General features: G+C 72.9%; 20 protein-coding genes and 1 tRNA gene. 11 read left to right on the forward strand and 10 right to left on the reverse strand.

Features of this window, described 5'->3' with window-relative positions:
- Positions 1–5: 5 nt before the first annotated feature.
- On the reverse strand, positions 6–704 hold the full coding sequence (locus tag ACWDAS_RS01415; protein ID WP_450386316.1) for a histidine phosphatase family protein: 699 nt from the start codon (positions 702–704) through the stop codon (positions 6–8).
- A 64-nt stretch (positions 705–768) separates the two neighbouring features.
- Between ACWDAS_RS01415 and corA the strand changes: the two genes are divergently transcribed.
- Positions 769–1,770: a magnesium/cobalt transporter CorA gene (gene corA, locus ACWDAS_RS01420; protein WP_450386317.1), complete on the forward strand. Its 1,002-nt coding sequence runs from the start codon at positions 769–771 to the stop codon at positions 1,768–1,770.
- Positions 1,771–1,812: 42 nt separating this feature from the next.
- Here corA and ACWDAS_RS01425 read toward each other — a convergent pair whose 3' ends face one another.
- Positions 1,813–2,610: a ferritin-like domain-containing protein gene (locus ACWDAS_RS01425; RefSeq protein ID WP_450386319.1), complete on the reverse strand. Its 798-nt coding sequence runs from the start codon at positions 2,608–2,610 to the stop codon at positions 1,813–1,815.
- Positions 2,611–2,884: 274 nt separating this feature from the next.
- Here ACWDAS_RS01425 and ACWDAS_RS01430 point away from each other — a divergent pair, with 274 nt between their 5' ends.
- Complete coding sequence (locus ACWDAS_RS01430; protein WP_450386321.1) at positions 2,885–3,490, forward strand: hypothetical protein; 606 nt, start codon at positions 2,885–2,887, stop codon at positions 3,488–3,490.
- A gap of 27 nt (positions 3,491–3,517) precedes the next feature.
- On the opposite strand, the gene ACWDAS_RS01435 is transcribed toward ACWDAS_RS01430, so the two are convergent.
- On the reverse strand, positions 3,518–4,570 hold the full coding sequence (locus ACWDAS_RS01435) for an LLM class F420-dependent oxidoreductase (protein WP_450386322.1): 1,053 nt from the start codon (positions 4,568–4,570) through the stop codon (positions 3,518–3,520).
- A 126-nt stretch (positions 4,571–4,696) separates the two neighbouring features.
- Here ACWDAS_RS01435 and ACWDAS_RS01440 point away from each other — a divergent pair, with 126 nt between their 5' ends.
- Positions 4,697–5,677 carry an aldo/keto reductase gene (locus ACWDAS_RS01440; RefSeq protein WP_450386324.1) on the forward strand — a complete coding sequence of 327 codons (981 nt, stop codon included), beginning with the start codon at positions 4,697–4,699 and terminating at the stop codon, positions 5,675–5,677.
- 40 nt (positions 5,678–5,717) lie between these two features.
- Positions 5,718–7,742 (forward strand): helix-hairpin-helix domain-containing protein, encoded by a 2,025-nt coding sequence (locus ACWDAS_RS01445; RefSeq protein ID WP_450386326.1) that lies wholly within the window; start codon positions 5,718–5,720, stop codon positions 7,740–7,742.
- Positions 7,743–7,785: 43 nt separating this feature from the next.
- On the opposite strand, the gene ACWDAS_RS01450 is transcribed toward ACWDAS_RS01445, so the two are convergent.
- Positions 7,786–8,400, reverse strand: coding sequence for a hypothetical protein (locus ACWDAS_RS01450; protein ID WP_450386328.1), 615 nt, complete (start codon positions 8,398–8,400; stop codon positions 7,786–7,788).
- A 47-nt stretch (positions 8,401–8,447) separates the two neighbouring features.
- On the opposite strand from ACWDAS_RS01450, the gene ACWDAS_RS01455 reads away from it, so the two are divergent.
- Complete coding sequence (locus ACWDAS_RS01455) at positions 8,448–8,636, forward strand: DUF5703 family protein (RefSeq protein ID WP_319133625.1); 189 nt, start codon at positions 8,448–8,450, stop codon at positions 8,634–8,636.
- 69 nt (positions 8,637–8,705) lie between these two features.
- On the opposite strand, the gene ACWDAS_RS01460 is transcribed toward ACWDAS_RS01455, so the two are convergent.
- The 3 genes from ACWDAS_RS01460 to ACWDAS_RS01470 form a co-directional block, all read right to left on the reverse strand.
- On the reverse strand, positions 8,706–9,635 hold the full coding sequence (locus ACWDAS_RS01460) for a chaplin (protein ID WP_450386329.1): 930 nt from the start codon (positions 9,633–9,635) through the stop codon (positions 8,706–8,708).
- 188 nt (positions 9,636–9,823) lie between these two features.
- Positions 9,824–10,057 carry a chaplin gene (locus ACWDAS_RS01465; protein WP_450386331.1) on the reverse strand — a complete coding sequence of 78 codons (234 nt, stop codon included), beginning with the start codon at positions 10,055–10,057 and terminating at the stop codon, positions 9,824–9,826.
- A gap of 141 nt (positions 10,058–10,198) precedes the next feature.
- Positions 10,199–11,527, reverse strand: a complete 1,329-nt coding sequence (locus ACWDAS_RS01470) for a M20/M25/M40 family metallo-hydrolase (protein ID WP_450386333.1) — start codon at positions 11,525–11,527, stop codon at positions 10,199–10,201.
- A gap of 172 nt (positions 11,528–11,699) precedes the next feature.
- On the opposite strand from ACWDAS_RS01470, the gene ACWDAS_RS01475 reads away from it, so the two are divergent.
- A tRNA-Leu gene (locus ACWDAS_RS01475) sits at positions 11,700–11,787 on the forward strand.
- 83 nt (positions 11,788–11,870) lie between these two features.
- Here the strand turns inward: ACWDAS_RS01475 and ACWDAS_RS01480 are convergent.
- Entirely contained in the window at positions 11,871–12,173 is a 303-nt protein-coding gene (locus ACWDAS_RS01480) for an SHOCT domain-containing protein (protein ID WP_450386335.1), read from the reverse strand.
- A gap of 244 nt (positions 12,174–12,417) precedes the next feature.
- On the opposite strand from ACWDAS_RS01480, the gene ACWDAS_RS01485 reads away from it, so the two are divergent.
- From ACWDAS_RS01485 to ACWDAS_RS01500, 4 genes are read left to right on the forward strand one after another with little or no spacing between them, the layout of a single operon-like run.
- Complete coding sequence (locus tag ACWDAS_RS01485; protein ID WP_450386336.1) at positions 12,418–13,257, forward strand: SDR family oxidoreductase; 840 nt, start codon at positions 12,418–12,420, stop codon at positions 13,255–13,257.
- Between the two features lie 8 nt (positions 13,258–13,265).
- Positions 13,266–14,687 (forward strand): cytochrome ubiquinol oxidase subunit I, encoded by a 1,422-nt coding sequence (locus ACWDAS_RS01490; RefSeq protein ID WP_450386337.1) that lies wholly within the window; start codon positions 13,266–13,268, stop codon positions 14,685–14,687.
- Complete coding sequence (locus ACWDAS_RS01495; protein ID WP_450386339.1) at positions 14,684–15,727, forward strand: cytochrome d ubiquinol oxidase subunit II; 1,044 nt, start codon at positions 14,684–14,686, stop codon at positions 15,725–15,727. Before ACWDAS_RS01490 ends, ACWDAS_RS01495 begins: the two co-directional genes overlap by 4 nt.
- A gap of 1 nt (position 15,728) precedes the next feature.
- Positions 15,729–16,247: a gluconokinase gene (locus ACWDAS_RS01500; RefSeq protein ID WP_450386341.1), complete on the forward strand. Its 519-nt coding sequence runs from the start codon at positions 15,729–15,731 to the stop codon at positions 16,245–16,247.
- Between the two features lie 195 nt (positions 16,248–16,442).
- On the opposite strand, the gene ACWDAS_RS01505 is transcribed toward ACWDAS_RS01500, so the two are convergent.
- A complete protein-coding gene (locus tag ACWDAS_RS01505; RefSeq protein WP_450386342.1) occupies positions 16,443–18,194 on the reverse strand; it encodes a cation:proton antiporter in 1,752 nt (583 codons plus the stop codon).
- 167 nt (positions 18,195–18,361) lie between these two features.
- On the opposite strand from ACWDAS_RS01505, the gene ACWDAS_RS01510 reads away from it, so the two are divergent.
- A complete protein-coding gene (locus ACWDAS_RS01510) occupies positions 18,362–18,715 on the forward strand; it encodes a hypothetical protein (RefSeq protein WP_450386344.1) in 354 nt (117 codons plus the stop codon).
- Between the two features lie 10 nt (positions 18,716–18,725).
- On the opposite strand, the gene ACWDAS_RS01515 is transcribed toward ACWDAS_RS01510, so the two are convergent.
- Positions 18,726–19,169, reverse strand: a complete 444-nt coding sequence (locus tag ACWDAS_RS01515) for a DUF6325 family protein (protein WP_450386346.1) — start codon at positions 19,167–19,169, stop codon at positions 18,726–18,728.
- Between the last annotated feature and the right edge of the window lie 25 nt (positions 19,170–19,194).

Raw genomic sequence — 19,194 nt, forward strand, 5'->3', positions numbered from 1 at the left:
GCTGATCACGGTGCGCCCGCACCACCCCCGACCTCCGCGTCGCCCGGGGCGGCGGTGGGCCGCTCCCGCGGGCGCAGCCCGTCCAGGCTGCCGGTGTCGCCCAGCCTCAGGAGGAAGGGGCGCTCCGGGGTGTAGCGGATCGCGGTGACCGAGCACGGGTCGACGGCGATGCGCTGGAAGAGGTCGAGGTGCATGCCGAGGGCGTCGGCGGCGATGGACTTGATGATGTCGCCGTGGGAGCACATCACGTAGAGCGCGTCGGGTCCGTGGGTCTCCTCGATGCGCGCGTTCCACTCGCGCACCGCGTCGACCGCGCGGGCCTGCATGGCGCGTACCGACTCGCCCGCCTCGCCGGGGAAGACGGCGGCCGAGGGATAGCGCTGCACCACGCCCCACAGGGGCTCGTCGGCGAGCTCGGCGATCTTGCGGCCGCTCCAGTCGCCGTAGGCGCACTCCGAGATCCGCTCCTCGATGTGGAGCGGCACGTCGGGCAGCGCGTCCAGGAGCGGCTGCACGGTCTCCCGGCACCGCTGCAGCGGGCTGGTGACGACGGCCGCCGGCGGGAGTCCGGCCAGCCGGGCGGCGAGCGCAGCGGCCTGGTCGCGTCCGGTCTCGTCGAGGGCGACTCCGGGGAGCCGTCCGGCCAGCACTTTCTCCGCGTTGGCGGTGGACCGGCCGTGCCGGACCAGGATCACGGTGGGCATGACCGCCACCATACGACGGGCGAATGCCCGGTGTGGCGTCGGCGTCTCGCGGAAGAAGAGATGTGTGATCGTCGACTGCGCCATTTACCGCGACGGGGAGCGCACCGCGGCCCCCGAGGACCTCTCCGACGCGCTGGAGCAGGCGCGATCGGCGGAGGGGTCGTTCGTGTGGATCGGCCTGTACGAGCCGACGGAGAAGGAGTTCGATCTCGTCAGCCGGGAATTCGGGCTGCACCCGCTGGCCGTGGAGGACGCGCTCTGCGCGCACCAGCGGCCCAAGCTGGAGGTGTACGAGGGCTCGCTGTTCCTGGTGCTCAAGCCCGTCTCGTACGACGACGAACGGGACGCGGTCTCGGCGGGCGAGCTGATGATCTTCGTCGGGGACAGCTTCGTCGTCACCGTGCGCCATGGCGAGGCCATCGCCCCGGGCGAGATCCGGCACCGCCTGGAGGCGGAGCACGAGGTCCTCAAGCACGGGCCCACCGCGGTGATGTACGCGATCAGCGACGCCGTGGTGGACGACTACATGGTGGTCGCGGCCGATCTCCAGGCCGATCTGGAGGACCTGGAGACGGAGGTCTTCGCTCCGGAGACCCGCAGGTCGGTGGCGCGTCGCGGTGCGGAGAGCACCGCCGGCCGGATCTACGGGTTCAAGCGCCAGCTGCTGGAGTTCCGGCGGGCGGCCGCGCCGCTGATGCAGCCGATGATCCGGCTGTCGGCGGGCACGTTGCCCCACGTGGCGCCCAGCACCCAGCCCTTCTTCCGCGACGTGGCCGACCATCTGACCCGGGCCAACGAGCAGGTGGACAGCCTCGACCGGCTGCTCAGCGACGTCCTGAGCTCCCATCTGACCCAGGTCGGGGTGCGGCAGAACGACGACATGCGCAAGATCTCGGCCTGGGCCGCCATGGCGGCGGTACCCACCATGATCGCGGGCATCTACGGGATGAACTTCCAGTACATGCCGGAACTCCACCAGGTGTGGGGGTATCCCGCGGTCCTGGCGGTCATCGCCGTGTCCGAGTTCCTCCTCTACCGGACGTTCAAGCGGCACGGCTGGCTCTGAGCCGTGCCGGACCCCGCGCGGGGGCGGGGCGGGCGGGACGGCTCAGACCGCCGGTTCGGGCGCGGGCTCGGGCTCGGGGCCGCCCCCGAGGGCGTCGCGGCGCTGCGGCATGGAGAGCCTGACCATCCGCCGCCAGCCGCCCAGGCGCTCGTACGCGTACGCCGCGTGGATCCCGGCCCGCAGCACCGCGGCCTTCGCCTTCGACCAGCCGAGGATCCGGCCCATGTGGTCCATGACGGCGAGACTGACATCGCGGTAGATGCGGATCTCGGCGTGGGCGCAGTCGCGCAGGATCCGCTGAATGGCGCGGCCGTGGCCGGCGTAGGCGAAGCGCAGCAGTTCCTCGTGGCAGTAGGCGAGGTGGTTGTCCTCGTCGCCCGAGATCATGCGGACAGCCCGGCCGATGTCCGGGTGGTCCGCGAAGTACCTGGTGAGCAGGGCCATCTGCTCGGAGGCGCGCTGTTCGGTGACACGGCTGTGGGCGAGGTAGGTGACGATGTCCTGGACGGTCAGGGGCCCATCGCGGCGCAGCTTGTCGTGGGCGAGGCCGATGCCGCCGCGTTCGAGCAGCATGGTGTAGTCGGTCTCGGGCGGCACCGGGACGGGTTCGAGGCCGCGCTTGTGCATCAGGGCGTTGAAGATCCGGCCGTGCTTGTCCTCGTCGGCGCCGTGCCGGGCGATCTTGGGGGCCAGTTCACGCTGTGACTCGGGGACCAGGGCGGCGATCCTGCCGTTCTCCCAGCCGCCCTGCGACTCGCCGCTGGCGGCGATCGAGCAGAACAGCCGGAAGGAGTCGTCGTTGTCGAGGATCTCCTGGAACAGACTCCGGGCGGAGAGCATGCCGTACCTCCTGCGCGAATCGGGCATACGCAAAAGAAAAGTCAAGTCGCCCGCAAAGCGGGAGGCAACAGGCCCGCGCGTCAACTCGGCCGAACGGATGAGGGCCGCCCCGCACCCGGCACGTAACCCTTGGCGCTTCCGGGCGTTGTGTTTGGTGACGGCCGTGGCGGGGAAGACCCCCGAGCCCCCACCACGGCCGCGGAAACCGAGGGGCCCTGCCGCCGGCCGAAGTGCCCGTGATTTCATAGCCCCTCGGAGGGGTCACGACCGAGACATGTTCAGCAAGGCGACGCGCAGCCGTACGACGGCACGCCCCGGGGGCCCGGCGGGCTCGGACTGGGCCCCTTACGCGCGCCTTGACGACGCGGCACGCGCCTACTTCCTCCACGCCGACGTTGCTCTCGAGGCGATCGACGGCGTCCTGGGCCGGCGGCGGGTCCGCGGCTTCACCCTGGAGCGCGTCGTCGACCTGACCGAGGCCGGCACCTCGGTGTGGCAGGAGGCCGCGGTCTGCGACGGCCGGCGGCTCATCCTGTGGCACAGCGAGGAGGTCGCCGACGAGGACGCGCCGGGCGGCCGGGTGCTGGACTCCTCCGTGCAGGTGCTGCCCCTGGAGTCGATCGGCCACGTCGGCATGCGCACCCTTGTGGGCCGCGACGAGCAGGGCCGTCGGATCGACCGCGGGGTGTACGTGGTGCTGGCGACCGCGATGCCGCACGAACTGAGCGCGGTGCGCGGCGACGCGGACGGCGCGGTCGCCGCGGCCCGCTTCCGGCCGGAGGCCTTCCGGTTCAGCAAGTCCCTCGACGACGGCGGGGCCGGCCAGATAGCGCGGCTGATCGCCTTCGGGCGGCTGATGGGGCGGCTGGTCCCGGGCTGAGCCGGGACCAGCCGCCCGGCGGCCCCGCTACTCGGCGAGTCCGGCGCGCTCCAGCGCCTCGACGCCCGCGCGCAGCGCCGCGACGCGCTCGTCCAGGGTGAACCCGGCCGGGGCCAGGGTCAGCGTGGTCACACCCGCCGCGGCGTAGGCCTGCATCCGGTCGGCGATCCGCGCCACGGAACCCAGCAGGGTGGTGGAGTCGATGAGTTCGCGCGGGATCGCTGCGGCGGCGCCGTCCTTGTCGCCGGACAGGTACTTGTCCTGGATCTCGGCGGCCTCCTTCTCGTACCCCATGCGCTGCGCGAGCTGGTTGTAGAAGTTCTGCTTGCGGCTGCCCATGCCGCCGACGTACAGCGCGGTGTAGGGGCGGAAGATGTCGGCCAGCGCGTCCACGTCCTCGCCGAGGGCGAGCGGCACGGTCGGGCAGACGTCGAAGCCCTCCATGGTCTTGCCTGCCTTCTCGCGGCCCGCCCGGATGTGGCGGATCGCGGTGTCCTCCAGGTGGCCGGCGGAGGGGAAGATCAGCAGTGCGCCGTCGGCCAGCTCGCCGGTCTGCTCCAGGTTCTTCGGGCCGATGGCGGCGATGTACAGCGGGATGCGCTCGCGCACCGGGTGCACGGTCAGCTTCAGCGCCTTGCCGGGGCCGCCGGGCAGCGGCAGCGTCCAGTGCTCGCCCTCGTGGGTCAGCCGCTCCCGGGACATCGCCTTGCGGACGATCTCGACGTACTCGCGCGTACGGGCCAGCGGCTTGTCGAACTTGACGCCGTACCAGCCCTCGGAGACCTGCGGGCCGGAGACGCCCAGGCCCAGCCGGAAGCGGCCGCCCGACAGGGAGTCGAGGGTGGCCGCCGTCATCGCGGTCATCGCGGGCGTACGGGCCGGGATCTGGAAGATGGCCGAGCCGACGTCGATGCGCTCGGTCTGCGCGGCGACCCAGGACAGCACTGTGGGCGCGTCCGAGCCGTAGGCCTCGGCCGCCCAGCACACGGAGTAGCCGAGGCGGTCCGCCTCCTGGGCGACGGCGAGGTTGTCCGCGTCCATCCCGGCGCCCCAGTAGCCGAGGTTGATCCCGAGCCGCATGGCGATCCCCTTACCGATGAGTAACGTCGTTGTTCCCCGGACCATATCGTCCCGGCGGCGCCCGGGCGCCTGTCGGGTACGTCACTCCTGCCCAAAGCCCCATGTCGACCAGTAATCTCACCCCTCATGGAGCAAAGGCACCTCGGCCGCACAGGACTGCGTGTGTCCCGGCTCGGACTCGGCACACTGACGTGGGGGCGCGACACCGGCGAGCTCGACGCCGCCGACCAGCTCAAGGCCTTCTGGGAGGCCGGGGGCACCCTGGTGGACACCGCCGACGTCTACGGGGACGGCGGCGCCGAATACCTGCTCGGCCGGCTGGTGGAGGACCTGGTGCCGCGCTCGGACCTGGTGATCGCCACGAAGGCCGGCAGCGTGCCCGATCCCTACCGCCGCTTCGACACCTCCCGCGGCCACCTGCTGGCCGCCCTCGACGCCTCCCTGCAGCGCCTCGGCACGGACTACGTGGACCTGTGGCAGGTGCACGCGTACGACGCGGCCACCCCGCTGGACGAGACGCTGCAGGCCCTCGACCTCGCCGTGAGCTCCGGCCGCGCCCGCTACGTCGGCGTCTCCAACTTCTGCGGCTGGCAGCTCGCCAAGGCGGCCACCTGGCAGCGGGCCGTCCCGACGCGCACGCCGCTGGCCAGCACGCAGATGGAGTACTCGCTGCTGCAGCGCGGCATCGAGCGCGAGGTGCTGCCCGCCGCGCTGGACCTGGGGGTCGGACTGCTGCCCTCCTCGCCGCTGGGACGCGGGGTGCTGACGGGCAAGTACCGGCACGGGACCCCGCAGGACTCCCGCGGCGGCTCCGAGGACATGGCGCCCTTCGTCGCCCCCTACCTCGACGAGACGGCCCGGCTGATCGTGGACGCGCTGGCCATAGCGGCCGACGGGCTGGCCGCCAGCCCGCTCCAGGTGGCGCTGGCCTGGGTGCGGGACCGCCCGGGCGTCACCGCGCCGATCGTCGGCGCGCGCAACGCCCAGCAGCTCGCGGCGGCGTTGTCAGTGGAGACCCTTAGTCTTCCGGATGAGATCTGCCAGGCGCTGGACGACGTGTCGGCGCCGGTGCACCGCTATCCGGACCACGACTGGAGCACGCTGTGATCGGGCCCCGAACGTAGTCCGCCGTACAACGGAGGTCACCGTGACCGAGGACCGCGACGACCGCGACCGCGAGGACCGCGCCGAGCCGGAGGGGGCGGCCGGCGAGGAGAGCGCGGCTTCCCGGCGGCCGCGGCCGTCGACCGAGGGCGTCGGTTCACAGCTGCCCGCCGAACTCACGGATCTGGCCGCGGCGGTACGGGCGATCGAGCGCGGCGAGCGCCCGGCCGCGCCCGCCAGGACGGCCGGCGGCCCGGCACGACCGCCGGCGGCACGGCCCACCGCCCCCGCTTCCCCCGCGCCCGCCGCCGCCCCGATGGCCCGGCCCGTTCTGCCCGCGCAGCTCAGCGGGGACGCCCTGGCCGCCGCGCGGACGGTGCTCGCGGCGGGCGGAGCGCCGGAGAGCCTGGCCGAGGCCGCCGTGGCGGCGCTGGGCGAGCGGGCCGGCGAGGCGCTGCGCGAGGACCCGTGGCAGGTGCTGGCGCTCGCCGGGGTGCGGGTGGACCAGGCCGACGGCTTCGCCAAGACGCTGCTCGGCGGCGAGGGCGGCCCCGACGACGAGCGGCGGGTGCGCGCGCTGGTCGTCTGGCTGCTGGAGCGGGCGGCCGAGCTGGGCCACACCGCGCTCGAATGGACCGCCCTGGGCACGGCGCTCGGCCGGCACGGCGTCACCGGCGCCGAGGAGGCCCTGAAGGCCGCCGTCGCGGACGGCCTGGTGCTGGTCTTCCACGTCCCGGACGAGAGCGCCGGTGCCCGCCCGGCGGCGGACGAGGAGGACGAGGAGGCGCCGGTGCGGCTGCTGCTCGGCCTCGACCGGTACGCGCTCGCCGAGGAGAGCCTCGCGGACGGCCTGAGCAGGCTCCTCAACACTTTCGACGCGGACGAGTCGCAGGACTGGGAGGGCTCGGCCGGCGCCGCCCCCTCCCCGTCCGCCGCGGCGCTGATCCGGGCGGTCGCCGGGAGCGGGCTGGTCGCCCACACCGGTGCGGAGGCCGCCCGGGCGGAGCCGGCCGCGCTGGTGGCGGCCGCCCGCTCGCTGGGGCTGCGGGCCTGGGCCGTCGCGGCCACCGAGGACGGCCGGCGGCGGCTGGCCGGGGCCGTGGACGAGGAGGCGACGGCCACGCTCGCCGGACTGCTCGCGGGTCACGAGGGCCCCGGCCGGGACGAGGACGGGGCGCTGGCGCTGGATCTGCTGGCGGTGCTGGACGCGCCGCAGCTCGACGTGGAGACGGCCGCGACCCTGGTCGAGTCCGTGCCCGACGGGGCGCGGCTCGTGCTCTCCGGCGACCCGGCGGTGCTGTGGTCCCCCGGCCCGGGCCGGGTCTTCGCCGACCTTCTGGCTGCGAAGGTGTGTCCGCAGGTCGCCTCGCGCACCCCCGACGACGGGCCGATCGGCGAGCTGCTGTCCGGCATCGGCTTCGGCGAGCTGGCCGAGGTCGACGCCCCGGGGAAGGAGGTCGTGATCGTCCCGGTGCGGGACGCCGGTGAGGCCGTCCACCGCACGGTCCAGCTGGTGGCGGACTCCGTGCCCCGGGCGATCGGCGTGCCCCCGGAGCAGACCCAGGTGATCACCCCGGGCCACGGCGGCGCCGCCGGCACCCGGGCGCTCAACGCCGCGCTCAAGGAGCGCCTCAACCCGGGCCCGGGCCGCTTCGGCGGCTTCGACCCGGGTGACCGGGTCGTCCACGCACCGGTCCCCGGGGCCGCGGTGCCGGGCACCGTCGTCTCCGCCGACGCGGAGGGGCTGCGACTCGACTGCGCGGGCACGCCGGTCGTGGTGGCCCCCGACGCGGTCGCCGCCCAGGTCCGGCACGGCTGGGCGGTCACGGCGCACCAGGCCGCCGGCCGCCGCTGGCCGGCCGCAGTGGTCGTGCTGCCGGGCGACGCCGCCCAGGCCCTGACCCGGGCCTGGGTCTACACCGCCTTCAGCCGCGGGGAACGCCATCTGTCCGTGGTGCACGGCGTCGACCAGGCGCTCCCCCGCGCCGTCGCCGAGGTGCCCGCCCGTGAGCGCACCACACGCCTGCGCGACATCCTGCGCGAGCAGGCGGCCGCCGCCGCGGAGTGAGCGGCCGCGCGGGCCCGGGGGTTTCCCCGGGCCCGCGCCCGGCTCAGGCCAGGCGGTCCAGCTCGTCGACGTCGGCCTCGTCGTCGTACACCGCGCTGACGTCGAAGCGGCAGAGCAGGTGGCGCGGGTCGGCCTGGTCGAAGGGCGCGGAGAGCCACTCGCCCGGCTCGGCGGGCGCGGCCGCGGTGACCCAGACCGTGGAGTCGCCCTCCTCCAGGCCGAACTCCTTGTGGCGCTCGGCGATCTCGTCGGGCTCGTACTCCCCGAAAAGGGCGCCGATCACCGCGCCGATGTCGGCGTCGTCGGCCGCGGCGGAGTCGGAGACCCGTTCCGCCTGGTGGCGCAACCGCTGCGGGTCGGCCACGGTGTAGTCCCGCCGGATGAGGACGCTGATCGCGTCCGGCTCCTCGGGTCCGGCGTACTCGGGCAGGGTGTCCCCGAGCGGCACCTCGAAGGGGGTGACCTCGTCGTAGGTGTCGTAGAGCAGCTCGTCGTAGGCCTCGGCGGCCGAGGCGAGGGCTTCGAAGGCCCGGTAGACCGCCGGATCGTCGTCCCCGGTGCGGTTCTCGATCGCGTCCAGGTGACGGTCCAACGCGGCTTTCACCGCCTCGACGGCGGCTCGTACCTCGGCAACGGTGGGCTGCGCGGCATCAGACATGCAGAAGACGCTATCCGTACCGAGGCGCTCCCCGCACAATAGATGCGATGCCTGAATACGAATTCAGAGATGTGTACGTGCCACGGGGAGTCTCCCGCAAGGAGGCTCATCGCCTGCTGACCGACCACGCCGAGTACGGTCACTGGGAGCTCGACCGGCTCCGCCTCTACCCGGACGGCAGCCGCAGGGTGCGGCTGCGCCGCCGGATCATCCGGCAGATACGCGCCACGTGGTGAGATCCGGCACAAGCGGAACGGGGCCCCGCACACCGCGGGGCCCCGCTCGAGAAGGTCCGGCCGGGACGCTCAGTTCCTGACCGCGCGGGCGCGGCGGAACAGCACCGCGCCGCCGAGCAGCAGACCGGCGCTGGTCAGCAGACCCGTGGCGACGTCACCGGCACCGGTGCGGGCCAGGGACGGACCGCCCTGTTGGCCCATGGACTGGGGCTTGTTGCCGCCCCCGCCACCGCCGCCGCCGCCGTGCTCGTTCTCGTTCTCGCCCTTGGACGGCTTGTGGCGGTTGCCGTGGTGCTCGGGCTTGTGGTGGTGGCCCTTGCCCTCGTGGCGGTAACCGTGGCCACCGCCATTGACGCAGGCGTTCCCGAAGGTGCCGTTGCCCAGGCCGCCGAAGTTCACGGAGTTGCCGCAGGCGTTGATCGGCATGTTGATCGGCGCCTGGATGACGTTCCCGGACAGGACGCCCGGGGAACCGATCGCGGCCCCGTGCGCCGAGGCGCCGCCGTGACCGTAACCGTAGTCGTCGTCACCGTAGCCGTGGCCCTTGCCACCGCCGTAGCCGTGACCCTTGTCGCCACCGCGGTAGCCGTTGCCACCGCCGTAGCCGTTGCCACCGCCCTTGCCGTAACCGCCGTCCTTGTCGCGGTAGCCGCCGCTTTCCTCCTTGCCGTAGCCCTTGCCGTAGCCCTCGCCCTTGTCGTGGCCGTAGCCGTGGCCCTTGGCGTGGCCGTAGCCGTGGCCCTTGGCGTACCCGACGGAGCCGTTGACGCAGGTGTTGCCGAGAGCCGGGTTGAGGATCCCGACGATGTTGACGGTGTTGCCGCAGGCGTTGATCGGAATGTTCACCGGCGCCTGGATGACGTTGCCGGACAGAACGCCCGGAGAACCGGCGGCGACCCCTGACGCGTGGGAGTCCGCGTAGGCCATACCGCCGGTGACGGCGAGCACGCCGCCTGTCGCGACTGCCGTGAGCAGCCCCTTTTTCGCGACTTGTCGCATTGAATGTCCCTGCCTCTTGCTTTTCCGATACGGAAACCGGCGGACAATCGCCCGCCGGGGGAATGAATGACCCCCCGGGCCGGAAATCCGGTGTCCCACCCCTAGCCGTTGCGGCCCCGGAACGCGGAGATGGCGCATCCGGGGCCGCCGGGATCAGGCCTGCAGCAGCAGCGCGGCCCGCCGCGACGTCACTTGTTGAAGCAGGCGTTGCCGAGAGCCGGGTTGAGCAGCGCCACGAAGTTGACCGTGTTGCCGCACAGGTTGACCGGGATGTTGACGGGCACCTGGATCACATTGCCGGAGAGGACCCCCGGGGAACCGACGGCGGCAGCCTGAGCGCCGGAGTCGGCGACGGCCACGCCGGCACCCGCAGCCACGAGTCCACCGGTGACAACGGCAGCAGCGACGACCTTCTTGATCATTTTTCCTCCTTGTTGGCAAAACGGCCCCAACCTCTGACCGCACACGAACCAACGACTCGGAAGAAGGCGCGCTACTGCCGCCGGGATTCATTCACTCTTTTCGGCTAAGCGGCAAGAAATGTCGATAATGTGAGCGTCGTTTCAGCAGTTCGCGAGGAACCGGTCGAGAACACGGACGCCGAACTTCAGTCCGTCGACCGGCACCCGCTCGTCCACGCCGTGGAACATTCCGGCGAAGTCGAGCTCCGGCGGCAGCTGCAGCGGGGCGAATCCGAAGCAGCGGATTCCCAGGTCGTCGAAGGACTTGGCGTCGGTCCCGCCCGAGAGGCAGTAGGGCACCGCGCGGGCGATCGGGTCCTCGGCCTTGAGCGCCGCCTGCATGGCGTCGACGAGGGCACCGTCGAAGCTGGTCTCCAGCGCCTTGTCGGAGTGCACGTCCTCGCGCCTGACCCGGGGCCCGAGGATGCGGTCGACATCGGCCAGGAACTCCTCCTCGAAACCGGGCAGGAAGCGGCCGTCGACGTGCGCGGTGGCCTGACCGGGGATGACGTTCACCTTGTAGCCGGCGCCCAGCATCGTGGGGGCCGCGGTGTTGCGCAGCGTGGCCCCGATGATCTTGGCGATGCCGCCCAGCTTGGCGAGCGTCGTCTCCATGTCCTCCGGGTCGAGCTCGGTACCGAGGACGTCGCCCAGTTCGTCCAGGAACCCGCGCACGGACTTGGTCACCCGCACCGGGAACTGGTGGCGGCCGAGCCGGCCGACCGCCTCGCACAGCTCCGTGATGGCGTTGTCGGTATTGGTCATGGAGCCGTGCCCGGCGGTGCCGTCCACCGTGAGCCGCATCCAGTGCATGCCCTTCTGGGCGGTCTCGATCAGGTACAGGCGGACGTCCTCGCTGACGGTGAACGAGAAGCCGCCGACCTCGCCGATGGCCTCGGTCACGCCCTCGAAGAGCCCGGGGTGGTTGTCGACCAGGTGCCGTGCCCCGTAGACGCCGCCCGCCTCCTCGTCGGCGAGGAAGGCGAGCACGATGTCGCGGGGCGGCCGGCGGCCGCTGCGCAGCATGTCGCGAACGACCGCCAGGGTCATCGCGTCCATGTCCTTCATGTCGACGGCGCCGCGCCCCCACACGCACCCGTCGGCGATCTCGCCGGAGAAGGGATGGTGGGTCCAGTCGTCGGCGTTCGCGGGCACGACGTCGGTGTGGCCGTGGATCAGCAGGGCCGGGCGGGAGGGGTCCTCGCCGGCGATACGGGCCACGGTGGAGGCCCGCCCCTTGTGCGACTCGAAGATCTGCGGCTCCAGGCCGACCTCCGCGAGCTTCTCCGCCACGTACTCGGCGGCGGCCCGCTCACCCGGTCCGGAGTGGTCGCCGTAGTTGCTGGTGTCGATCCGGATCAGGTCCCGGCAGAGGTCGGCGACCTCGTCCTCTCCGGTGATCGTACGGGCGGCCGAGCTCGACTCACTCACGCTGTCTCCTTCGTTCGTCGGTCCCGGCCATCCTCCCGCGCACCCTCCGGGGCCCGCGAGGGGCCCTGCGGCCCGTCACACTCCCGTCACGGAAGCCGTGTGATCGGGGACCTCCGGATGTTTGCTATTGTTTTCCACGTCGCCGGGCCGAGAGCCGGGCGGCGGACACCTTGTCCGGGTGGCGGAATGGCAGACGCGCTAGCTTGAGGTGCTAGTGCCCTTTATCGGGCGTGGGGGTTCAAGTCCCCCCTCGGACACCATGAAGACGCCTGTGCGCGGCACCGCCGGGAGACCGGCGGTGCCGCGCACAGGCGTCTGCGGCGTGCTCCGGCCGCCCGGGCCGTCAGCCTCCGAGAATGGCTCGTTTCTGCGTCTGGAACTCCTCCTCGGTGAGGATTCCCTGTTCCTTCAGCTCGCCGAGCTGCTTGAGCTGGTCCAGCTTGTCCGCCATATCGCCGGCCGGGGCCGCCTGGGGCGGGGCGGCGGCGGGCGGCGGAGCCGCGTAGACCTGCTGCTGGGCCTGCGCCTGCTGGTAGTCCTGCTGGGCCCAGCGGCCCTGCTGCCGTCGTGAGACCCGGTTCGAAACGGCGGTGGCCGTGCCCGCGACGACGGCGGTACGAGCGGCTCCGCGCAGGAGACCCACCATGGTTCGCTCCCCTTCTCCTCGCCCCTCGTCCTCCATTCGACCACCGGCCGCACTCCCCCGCACGCCGGGTCCCGCACCGTCCCTCGTTGCTCCGTTCGGCCCGGCACGTCCGCCCAACGGGCCAACGGGGCGGCCGCCGCCGAGCGGCGCGGCCCGGAGGGCGATTTCGTGGTGGCTGCGGACCGCCCGCGGGCAGCCACGGGCCGTCCGGCTCTGCAGCCGTCAGCGAGACATCGGAGACACCGTGGCAACCAGCGGCAGCAACGGACAACAGCCCCTCGCCTACCCGATCCTCAAGGGGCAGAAGGCCCTGGTGACGGGCGCGAACTCGGGCATCGGCAGGGCCACCGCGGTCGCCCTCGGCCGAGTGGGCGCGGACGTCGTCGTCAACTACGTGGCGGGCAAGGAGGCCGCCGACGAGGTCGTGCGCGAGATCCAGGGCTTCGGCGTGCGGGCCTACGCGCACGAGGCCGACGTCTCCCAGGAGGAGCAGGTCGTCGACATGGTCGGCCGCATGGTCGAGGAGTTCGGGACGATCGACGTCATGGTGGCCAACGCCGGTCTGCAGCGGGACGCGGCGCTCACCGACATGACGGTGGCGCAGTGGCACAAGGTGCTGGACGTGAACCTCACCGGCCAGTTCCTGTGTGCCCGCGAGGCGACCAAGGAGTTCATGCGGCGCGGGGTGGTCCCCGAGGTCTCCCGGGCCGCCGGAAAGATCATCTGCATGAGCTCGGTGCACCAGATCATCCCCTGGTCCGGCCACGCGAACTACGCCTCCTCCAAAGGCGGCGTCCTGATGCTGATGGCGACCCTGGCCCAGGAGCTGGCCCCGCACCGGATCAGGGTGAACGCCGTGGCGCCGGGCGCGATCCGCACCCCCATCAACCGCAGCGCGTGGGACACCCCCGAGGCGGAGGCCGACCTGCTGCGGCTCATCCCGTACCACCGGGTCGGTGATCCCGAGGACATCGCCGGCGCCGTCGCCCTGCTGGCCTCCGACTACATGGACTACGTGGTCGGGTCGACGATCTACGTCGACGGCGGCATGACGCTCTTCCCCGGCTTCGCCACGGGCGGCTGAGGCCGTCCATGACCTTCGCGACCGGCCTCCTCGCGGACGTCCCGGCGCAGTTGCTGCCGGCTCGTGAACTGATGGCCTTCACCCTGGGCACGCACATCCTGCTCGTACCGTTCGGCGTCGCCCTGCCGGCGCTGACCCTGCTGATGCACTACCGCGGGCTGCGCAAGGGCGACGCCGACGCGCTGCGGCTGGCGCGGCGCTGGTCGGCGGTGATGGCCGTGCAGTTCGCGATCGGCATCGTGACGGGGACCGTCCTGTCCTTCGAGTTCGGGCTGCTGTGGCCGGGCATGATGGGCCGCTGGGGTGATGTCTTCGGTCTCGGCTTCGGCATCGAGGCGTGGGCCTTCTTCCTCGAGGCGGTCCTCATCGCGATCTACCTGTACGGCTGGCGCCGGCTCAAGCCGTGGACGCACTTCTGGCTGGCCGTCCCGCTGCCCGCGGCGGCGCTGCTGGGGGCCTTCGGCATCCTCGCCGCGAACTCCTGGATGAACACGCCCCAGGGGTTCACGCTCGACCCGGCCGGTGATCCGGTGGACGTGGACATCCGGCAGGCGATCTTCACGCCGATCTTCGGCCCCGAGTACTGGCACTTCGTGGCGGCCGCCTTCCTGGCCGCCGCGTACGTGGTGGCGGGCGTCTACGCCACGGGGTGGCTGCGCGGGCGCCGCGACCACTACCACCGGCTGGGCTTCGTCCTGCCCTTCACGGTCGCGGCGATCCTGACCCCGGTGCAGTTCGCCCTCGGGGACTCCATCGCCCGCTCGGTCTTCCACAAGCAGCCGGTGAAGTTCGCGGCCACCGAACTGGTGTGGAAGACCGGCACCCACGTGCCGGAGTACATCTTCGGCCGCCTGCACGCCGACGGGTCGGTCTCGGGCGGCATCGCGATCCCGCAGTTGGACTCGATCCTCGCCGGCTTCAGCCCGGACACCCGGGTGACGGGTCTCTCGGCGGTGCCGGCGAGCGACCGACCCAACGCGGTGCAGGCGACGATCGTCCACTGGGCGTTCGACACCATGGTCGGCATCGCGAGTCTGCTGCTCCTGCTCGTGCTCTGGTACGCCTGGTGCTGGTGGCGCCGCCGTGACGTGCCCCGCTCGCCGTGGTTCTTCCGGTGCGCGGCCCTCGCGGGCGCGGCCTGCCTGGTGGCGGTGGAGTGCGGCTGGATCACCACGGAGGTGGGCCGCCAGCCGTGGATCGTCTACATGAACATGCGGGTGTCGGAGGCGGTCACGGACACCGGCGCGGGCGCCCTGTGGACCATGCTCGGCATCGTCGTCGTGGTGTACGTGCTGGTCATGGCCTCGTTCGTGGTGGTGCTGCTGAGGATGCGCGACCGCTGGCGCGAGGCCGACGAGGGCCCCGAGGAGGACCTGCCGTACGGGCCGCGGTCCGCGGCGGCCGCCGCCGCCGGCGGTGAGCGCCGGTGATCGCGGATCTCATCGCCTGGGTGCTGCTGGCAGCGGTGGCCGCGTACGCCTGCGCGGGCGGCACGGACTACGGAGCCGGGTTCTGGGACCTGTTCGCCGGGGGCGCGGCGCGGGGCAGGCGGCCGCGGTGGCTGATCGACCACGCCATGGCGCCGGTGTGGGAGACCAACAACGTCTGGCTGATCTTCGTACTGGTGATCATGTGGACGGGCTTCCCCGTTCTCTTCCAGACCGTCTTCTCGGCCATGTGGCTGCCGTTGGCGCTGGCCGCCGTGGGCCTCGTCCTGCGCGGCGCCGGATTCGGGCTGCGCAAGCCCACCAGACGGCTGGCCGGGCGCCGGGTGTACGGCGCCGCCTTCGCCGTGTCCTCCCTGCTCACCCCCTTCTTCCTGGGAGCCGCGGTGGGCGGGCTGGCCTCGGGCCGGGTGGACCCGGGCATCACCGCGTCCGCGGACGCGTGGGCCAATCCGACGTCCGTCATCGCGGGGCTGCTGACCGTCGCGGCGACGGCCTTCCTGGGCGCGGTCTTCCTCTGCGCCGACGCTCACCGCTACGACGCCCCCGACCTGGTGCGGTACTTCCGGGTCCGGGCGTGGGGCAGCCTGGCGGCGCTGGCCGTGCTGGCGCTGATCGGCCTCTCCGTGACGCGGCACGACGCGCCGTACGTGTACGCCGGGCTGACCGGGGGCGCCGGGCTCGCCCTCGTCCTGCTCGCGGTGGTGGCCGCGCTGGCCACGGCGTGGCTGCTGTGGCACTCCGGCGGCAGATGGGCCAGGTTCACGGCGGTGGGCGCGGTGGCGCTGATCGTCTTCGCGTGGGGGCTGGCGCAGCGCCCGTACATGATCCCCACCTCGCTGACCGTGGCGGAGGCCGCGGGGGCCGACACGTCGCTGCGCTGGCTGGCGCTGGTGACCCTCGTCGCCGTGGTGCTGGTGGGGCCGCCGCTGGTGCTGCTGTACCGGCTGGACACCCGCGGCGCCCTCCAGCCGCTCACCGACGCCGACCTGCGCCAGGCGCCGCCCGGCCGGGACGGCGGGTGACGTGACCGGGCCGCCGCCCCCGCTCGTGGTCGTCCTCGGCGTCTCGGGCGCCGGCAAGAGCACCTTCGGCCGGCTCCTCGCGCGGGAGCTGTCCGTGCCCTTCGTGGACGGCGACGACCTCCACCCGGCCGCCAACATCGCCAAGATGACCGCCGGGCACCCACTGGACGACGCCGACCGCGAGCCCTGGCTGCGGCGCCTCGCCACGGAGATCCGGGCGGCCGGAGCGGGCGGGGAGGGCCTCGTCCTCGCCTGCTCGGCGCTCAAGCGCGCCTACCGCGACGAACTGCGGGCGGCGGACGCCCGCGTCTGGTTTGTGTACCTCGCCCTGGACCGGGACACGGCGCACCGGCGCGTCGCCCACCGGGCGGGGCACTTCATGCCGGCGGCGCTGGTGGCGTCCCAGTTCGCGATCCTCGAACCCCTGGCGGACGACGAGCCGGGCATCGAGGTCGACGCGACGGCGGAGCCGGCCGCCAACGCGGCCCGCGTACGCGCCGCGCTGCGCGCGCAGCCCTGACCCGGGAAGCACGTGCCGCGGCCTGCGGCCGCCTCGCCCGGGACGGCCCCCGCCCGCCCCGACCTGCGGCACGGGTGCCCGGCGCCCGGGCCGACGAGGGAGCGGCGCATCCCAAGCCCGGCCGCGACGCGACCCGCGTACGCGCCCGCACTGCGCGCGGCATCCGGCCCGGGGAGCGCGGCGAGCCGCCCGGGGTCAGGGGGTGAGCAGGACCGCCGTGTCGTCGGGGTGGGGGTGGAGGGGAGCGGCGGTGCGGGTGGCGGGGTGGAGGCGGCCGTCGGCGCGGACGAGGAAGAGGAGCTGTTCGGGGTCGGGGTGGGGGCCGTCGACGCGGCGCGTCACGATGCGGTCGCCGCGGTCGTATCGGCGCTGCACCTCGGGACGGGTCAGCGCGGGCGCGAACAGCACCTCGCCGCCGGTGAAGGGGGCGACGACGCCGTGGCTGTCGGAGGGCGGGGCGAGGCGGTAGACCGGGCCCTCCACACTGCCCTGGAGGTTCGTGGAGGCCAGCGCGTTGAAGTCGTCCTCACCGGTGAGCAGCAGGACCGCGGTGAAGCCCGCCAGTTCCGCGCCGGCCCCCGTCGCGGCCGCGAACAGCTCGCCGGGGGCGACCTCGAGGCCCGCGGCGCGGATGCGTTCGCGTTCCTCCGCGCTGCCGGCCCACATCACCACCTCCAGGCCCGCGGAGCGCAGGGCCCGCCCCAGGTCGATCACCCAGGGGTCGCCGCCGACCAGCAGCGGCCGGGACCGCGCGGGGGCCAGGGCGCCGAACCGTTTCGCCACGGGGGCGGCCGTGAGCCCGTAGAGCGTGACGGTGGCGACGATCACCAGGAAGGTGGCGGGGAGGATCCGCTCGGCGCCCTTCAGGCCGCGTCCCGACAGCTCGGCGGCGAAGGTCGCCGCGGTCGACGCCGCGACGATGCCGCGGGGCGCCATCCAGCCGATGAGGCCCCGCTCCCCCGCGGTGAGCCCGGTTCCCCAGGTCGCCAGCGCCGCGACGAGCGGGCGGACGACGAGGACGAGCGCGGCGACCAGGCCGAGGGCGGGCAGCAGCAGGCCCTGCAGGGAGTGCGGTGTGACGCCGGCGGAGATGGAGACGAAGAGCAGGCCGACGACGAGGACGACCAGGGTCTCGAAGAAGGGCCGCCGGGACGGCGCGGCCGCACCCGGCGCGTTGGCGACGGCCAGGCCCATCAGGACCGCGGCGATGAGCCCGGCGTCGTCCCTGACGATGTCGCAGGCGGCGGCCACGCCGACGACCACGGCGAACTGCACCAGGGAGTCCAGCACCTCCCCCGAACGGAGTTCGCGCAGCGCCGGGACGAGGATCGCGGTCCCCACGGCTCCGCCCACGACCCCGACACTCGTGCTGATCAGGAACTGGGCGAACTGGACGGCGAAGTCACGGTGCGCCTGCGTGGAGACGGCGTGGAAGGTGAGCGCCCCCAGGACCGCGCCGATCGGGTCGATCAGGGTGCCCTCCCACACCAGGATGCGCCGGACCCGTTCGGTGGGCCGTACGAAGGCGAGCAGGGGCGCCACGACGGTCGGCCCGGACACCACGAGGATCGCGCCGAGCATCACGGCCGTTCGGCCCCCCACGTCCAGCAGGGGAACCGCCAGGAAGGCGACCGAGGCCCAGGTGACGAGCACGCCGAGCCAGATGAGGTGGACGACGACGCGCCGGGTGTGGGCCCGGAAGCGTGCGAGGTCGAGCCCGAGCCCCGCGTCGTAAAGAATCACGGCGACGGCGAGCGAGACCAGCGGCGGGAAGGCGCTGCCCAGCAGATCGCCGGGGTGGACGTCGTCGGTGAGCGCGCCGGCCGTGAACCCGGCGGGCAGCAGGACGATGAGGGCCGGGATGCGCAGCCGGCTCGCCAGGACCTGGCACCCGACCGCGAGGACGACGATCAGCCCCACGCCGACCAGTACCTGGTCTTCCGTCACGGTCGGTGAGGCTAGCCCCGGGTGCCTGGACCGGATCCGCACCACGCCCGGGCGGCCGGGGGGGGTGAGCGGGAATTCAGCCGACTGGTCGTGCCCGGCATGACAGCGTCGCCGCCACGCGGAAGCGTTGCCTTCGCACGCTCTCCGCACAGACGAGGACGCTCACCATGGCCGATCTCCGGCGGCACGGCATCCGCGCCGGCGCCCTGTTCCTTCTGCTCGGCGCCGCGGGCTGCTCCGGCCTGACCCCCCAAGCGGTGGGCGCGCTGGTGTACACCACGCCCGACGACAAGCTGGTGCAACTCAACAACCCCTCGGTGGACGGCTGCCACCAACTGGTCCCCACGGGCGCCAAGTCCATCGCGAACAACACGCTCAACGACGTGATCCTGCACACCGGTCCCGGCTGCAAGGACCTGGAGGGCACCGAGAGCTACTACCTGGCGACGAAGACCAGCAACCCCGGCATCCCCGACGCGGAGCCGTGGCTGAGCTTCACCGTGGTCGGCGGCAACGCCTGAGCCGCAGTCATCAGGGTCCGGACTCGGCCTCGTCCAGGGAGGCGAGCACGGCCTGGACGGGGATCCGGCCGCTGGCCACGAGCCTGCCGCCGCCCCGGCGGATCGCGATCGCCAGGGGCGCGGCCCATACGTTCTCGTAGACCAGGACGGCGGCGGCGCTGCCCGGTTCGAGGACGGCGGCGGCGTCCGCCAGGTCGTCCTCGCCGAGCAGACCGGAGGACGCGCCCTGGAACACCTCGAGCTCGCCGAGGCCTTCCGTGGTCAGGTCGGCGATCTCCAGGCCGGAGACGGTGCCGTCCGCGTCCTTGCGGATGAAGGTCAGGTCGAGGATGCGGACGAGCCCGCGGTCCACGAGGTCGAGCAGCAAGGGGAAGGCCTCGCCGGTCATGCGGTTGCCGGGAAACTCGATCACCACGTAGTCGATGGGGCCCATCTCGTCGATTGCGTCGCTCACGGCTCAGCTCCCTTCCCCCGCACGT

This window comes from Streptomyces sp. NPDC001070 (genome assembly GCF_053598835.1).